The organism is uncultured Draconibacterium sp., assembly GCF_913060805.1.
GTDB lineage: Bacteria > Bacteroidota > Bacteroidia > Bacteroidales > Prolixibacteraceae > Draconibacterium.
This window is the reverse complement of record NZ_CAJXTC010000076.1, coordinates 1-5,331: the sequence shown is the minus strand read 5'-3', so window position 1 is coordinate 5,331 and position 5,331 is coordinate 1. Positions and strand designations below refer to the sequence as shown.

At 42.1% G+C, this 5,331-nt stretch carries 3 protein-coding genes and 1 pseudogene; all 4 read right to left on the bottom strand.

Features of this window, described 5'->3' with window-relative positions:
* Positions 1-94: 94 nt before the first annotated feature.
* Positions 95-1,114 (bottom strand): electron transfer flavoprotein subunit alpha/FixB family protein, encoded by a 1,020-nt coding sequence (locus tag QZ576_RS22475; protein ID WP_297101842.1) that lies wholly within the window; start codon positions 1,112-1,114, stop codon positions 95-97.
* Positions 1,115-1,147: 33 nt separating this feature from the next.
* On the bottom strand, positions 1,148-2,023 hold the full coding sequence (locus QZ576_RS22470) for an electron transfer flavoprotein subunit beta/FixA family protein (protein WP_297101839.1): 876 nt from the start codon (positions 2,021-2,023) through the stop codon (positions 1,148-1,150).
* 1,077 nt (positions 2,024-3,100) lie between these two features.
* The gene (locus QZ576_RS22465) at positions 3,101-3,427 is read right to left on the bottom strand and encodes a DUF3467 domain-containing protein (protein ID WP_297101836.1); all 327 of its coding nucleotides are present in this window, start codon (positions 3,425-3,427) and stop codon (positions 3,101-3,103) included.
* An 11-nt stretch (positions 3,428-3,438) separates the two neighbouring features.
* Positions 3,439-5,331 (bottom strand): annotated as a pseudogene (locus QZ576_RS22460) (DNA-directed RNA polymerase subunit beta'); the annotation flags it as partial.

Sequence of the window (5,331 nt, the reverse complement as noted above, 5' to 3'; positions counted from 1 at the left end):
AACGATCTCTTTCATTAAAGGGTGATTCAGGTGAAATTTTAACTCGCTGTTATCTGTATAATAATTTGCCATTTTTTACAATTTTAAATCGTGACTACTTGCTGTTCTTTTTATAATACTTGATCATTTTAGGAATGATCTCTGCCACATCTCCGGTAATTACATAGTCGGCTATGGAATTGATCGGAGCTTCAGGGTCGGTATTGATCGCGATGATCTGTGCAGACTCTTCCATTCCGGCACGGTGCTGAATTTGCCCCGAGATACCGCAGGCAATGTACAGTTTCGGACGAACGGTAATACCTGTTTGCCCAATCTGACGCTCGTGACCTGCCAAACCAGAGTCGACTGCAGCACGCGAAGCACCAACTTCGCCACCCAGAACTTCTGCCAAATCGTATAACAGCTGGAAGTTCTCTTTTGAACCTACACCGTAACCACCGGCAACAACAATAGGTGCACCTTTAACATTCACCTTGCTTTGTTCCATGTGGCGCTCGATAATCTCAACAACAAAATCCTCGTTGCTTACATATTTAGCCACATCAAGTTTTACAACTTTTCCTTTGTATTTCGGATCAAGAATTTCCTTTTTCATCACTCCCTCGCGCACGGTTGCCATTTGCGGGCGGCAATCGGGGTTGATAATGGTTGCAATGATGTTTCCTCCAAATGCCGGACGAATCTGGTAAAGAAGGTTTTCGTATTTCTTGTCCTGTTTTTTATCGTAATGATCGCCAATTACAAGGCTGGTACAGTCGGCAGTTAAACCACTGTGCAATGCTGACGAAACGCGTGGTCCTAAATCGCGACCGATCGACGAAGCGCCCATCAAAGCGATCTGAGGCTTCTGTTCTTTAAACAGGTTCACCACAATCGATGTGTGTGGCAAAGTCTGGTATGGATACAAACGCTTATCATCGGCGATGTAAAGTGTATCAACACCGTAAGGAATTATCTGATCGCCAATTTTATCGAGTTTGTCCCCAATGGCAATGGCTTCCAGTTTACATTTTAATTCGTTTGCCAGCGCACGTCCTTTGGTTAGTAATTCCTGACTAACATCAGCTACCTGGCCATCTTCTATTTCGCAATAAACAAATACGTTGCTCATTTCTTCAAATTTTTAACTATTCATGTAATGGCCTTAGCCAATTGTGTGACTCTTAATTAATTCAACCATCATGGCTTCAATCTCTTCGTCGGCAGCCGAAATTACTTTCGAATCTTTTGCCTGAAGAACCACATTCTCCACCGTTTTCACTTTGGTTGGCGAGCCGGTAAGACCAAGCTGCGAAGCGTCAGTTTCAATATCGTTAACGGTCCATTCCTGAATCATCAGGTCGGGATGTTCGTTGTATAAAGCTGTGTAATCTTCGTTCTCTTTCTGAAGTTCAGTTACTGTTCTTGCCTTTTTGAATTTCATAATTCGTTTGGCGTTGCGTGCGCGGCAATCCGGAGCCGATCCGTTTACAGTTATTACCAGAGGCAACGGACATTTTACAGTTTCCACACCATTCTCTAAACGGCGTTTTACGGTAACCGATTTATCGGTTGCTTCTACCACCTCTTCAACGTATGTTATTTGCAACATACCTAGTTTTTCGGCCACCTGAGGACCAACCTGGGCAGTATCACCGTCAATCGCCTGACGACCGGCAATGATCATATCAATTTTACCCATTTTTTTCAGCGCCTGTCCAATGGCATACGAAGTTGCCAAAGTATCCGAACCGGCAAAAGCACGGTCGGTAAGCAAAATACCACCGTCGGCACCTCGGTATAAACCTTCGCGAATAATGTCGGCAGCCCTACCCGGCCCCATGGTTAAAATATTGATTTTCGATTTAGGAAATTGATCTTTAATGCGTAGTGCTTGCTCGAGGGCGTTTAAATCCTCGGGATTAAAGATGGCAGGAAGCACAGCCCTGTTTATCGTCCCGTCAGCCTTCATAGCATCTTTCCCCACATTTCTTGTGTCGGGAACCTGCTTCGCCAAAACAATAATGTTATAAGCCTTCATTCAATAAGATTTTTGTTGATTGATATATAATTTCTTTATTTTTTCGATCTATTACCGGAGGCAATATAGCTACTCCTGGAAATTGAAAGCTAACAAATATAAAAATCGGTGTAAAACTAACCAAAGAGATTAGGACTCGGAGACCTTTAATGTTTGTTAAAAAGCACAGCAGTCAAGGCATACAGCACGCAAGCGGCCGTCCAAACGCAATACTGACAATGCTTTAAAACAATCGCCTTTAATATTCTAAAATTCTGAGCAGGAAAAGCAGTAATTAATTTAAAACCATTTTAATTAAAAATTGGAGGATTTAGGCTGTTTTCAAGCGTATTTGCCTGCATTTTTCATGGTAAAAGGAGTAAGCTTTGTTTTTGTTAAAGCGTAATTGAATGCTGCTAATAATGCAACTAAAAAGATTAATCCTGGTTTACGAATTTGAAAAGTTCAGGACAAATTTAGGGTTTCGGACTTTCGTCCAGATTAAAATGCAACTTTTAGAACTAATTGACCCATTTACAGATTGCTGTGTTTAGATAATTTTACTACCTTCATCCGCGGATTTCAAACCAAATCTAACCAAATTAATTCAGAAAACCGGTTCGTTTATTACGGGCCGGTTTTTTTATGCGCTGGCAATCCTTATTTTGATATTCTGAAGAGCTTCAAAACTCTTGCTCCGTTTAATTTCCTCGCCCTCACGTACGATGCTGTAAAGTACCGGGGCCTTGCCCCTATAACTTATTTTAATCGTAACTTTTCCGGCGCTTCTTGACTACCGTCATTCGCACCGGGCTATTGCCTTCGCCCCTTTGGGGCTTTAATAACAAGCGCTGAAAGTGCGTTATATTTTAACCCGGGGTAAAGTAATTCTTTGAATTACGTCGCCCCGGGTAAAGGGATATCACGCAAATCGTCCGGCGAAGAAAGCTGTTCAACGCTAATGATTGTTCCGGACGAAAATTAAAACAGCTCATTAAAATATATGAACTAAAAAGAACTGCCATAATGCAAAAATCTTGCGCAAAAAAAAGAGGAACCACTAATGATTCCTCTTTTAATATTATGCTTGTTAAACTATTAAGCTTGAGCTGTAGGGCCACCAAAATTCATTGGTGGTAAATTCGGATCCGAACCTGGTTTCACGTTTTTAATCGGGCCGTGCTGAGCTTCAAATTTAGCCACATTGTCTTGCAAAGCCATTAATAAACGTTTGGCATGTTCCGGTGTAAGAATAATTCTGGACTTTACATTCGCTTTTGGAATACCTGGCATAATTCGTACAAAATCAACTACAAATTCAGAAGTTGAGTGAGTAATAACGGCAAGGTTCGAATACGTTCCCTGAGCTACTTCCTCGTTCAATTCAATGTTTATCTGTTGCGATTTGTGCTTTTTATCTTCCATAGTAATCCTTTTTAGCTATTATCCGAATGTCTCATGTCTACTAACCTGTCGTACTCTGATTTAGAACCAACAACAAGGTTTTTGTATTCTTTCAATCCGGTACCTGCCGGTATCAGGTGACCACAAATTACGTTCTCTTTCAGTCCGTCAAGGTAATCCATCTTACCGTTGATAGCGGCTTCGTTAAGAACTTTTGTTGTTTCCTGGAACGATGCTGCAGACAACCAGCTGCGTGTTTGCAACGCTGCTTTTGTAATACCCTGAAGAATCTGGCTTGATGTTGCAGGAATTGCGTCCCTCGACTCTACCAGTTTTTTATCTTTTCTTCTGAGTTGCGAATTCTCATCTCTCAAACGACGCGAAGAAACAATCTGTCCGGCTTTTAGGCCTTCAGCATCTCCCGGATCAACTACAACTTTTTTGTTGTAGATCCAGTCGTTTTCAGACATGAATTCGTTTTTGTCTACAATTTGCTTTTCAAGGAAACGGGTATCACCCGGATCAACGATCTCAACTTTACGCATCATCTGACGGATGATAATCTCAAAGTGTTTATCGTTAATTTTTACACCCTGCATGCGGTACACGTCCTGAACTTCGTTCAAAATGTATTCCTGAACAGCAGTAGGCCCTTTAATTGCAAGAATATCAGAAGGAGTTGTTGCTCCGTCAGATAAAGGTATACCTGCTCTGATGTAGTCGTTCTCCTGAACAAGGATCTGTTTCGACAGCGGTACAAGATATTTCTTCACATCGCCGTTTTTAGCGGTAACAATGATCTCGCGGTTACCACGTTTGATCTTACCTAATGAAACTTCACCGTCTACCTCAGAAACAACGGCTGGGTTAGATGGGTTACGTGCCTCGAATAATTCGGTAACACGTGGCAGACCCCCTGTGATATCGCCCGCTTTACCAGCAGCACGAGGAATCTTAACCAAAATCTTACCTGCTTTAACCTCTTGTCCGTTATCAACAGAGATGTGACCTCCAACGGGAAGGTTGTACGAGCGGATCATTTCACCGGCATCGTCCATAATCTTCAATGTTGGGTTTTTGGTCTTATCTTTTGTTTCGATAATTACACGCTCGCTATAACCTGTTTGCTCATCCGATTCCTGACGGAAAGTAATACCCTCGATCAGATTCTCAAACTCTACCTTACCATCGAATTCGGTAATAATTACACCGTTAAATGGGTCCCAATCACAAATCATTGCTCCTTTACGGATTTCCTGACCGTTTTTCACATACAGTTTACAACCGTATGGAAGTGGGTGGGTAGAAAGCGGAATATTTGTGTTTTTATCAATAATCTTTAATTCGGCCAAACGACTTACTACAACCTCAACATCGTTTCCTTCGTCATCTTTGTACGATACCGAACGAAGCTCTTCAATCTCGCAGTATCCATCGTATCTCGATTCAACTGTTGATTGTGCTGAGATGTTACCCGCGATACCCCCAACGTGGAAGGTACGAAGTGTAAGCTGTGTACCCGGCTCACCGATCGACTGTGCTGCAATAACACCGGTAGCTTCACCTTTCTGAACTTTCTTGCCGGTAGCCAGGTTACGTCCGTAACACTTGGCACATACACCAACTTTCGATTCACAGGTTAATACCGAACGAATTTCAACGGTTTCAATTGGCGAGTCTTCGATTACTTTAGCAATCTCCTCAGTAATTTCGTCACCCGATTTGATGATCAATTCACCATTTAATGGGTGGTAAATATCGTGAACTGTTGTACGACCAATAATTCTTTCGAATAATGATGCAACAACCTCTTCGTTATTTTTAACATCACTGGCTACCAAACCACGCAATGTTCCACAGTCGTCTTCCGAGATGATAACATCCTGGGCAACGTCTACCAAACGACGTGTTAAGTAACCCGCATC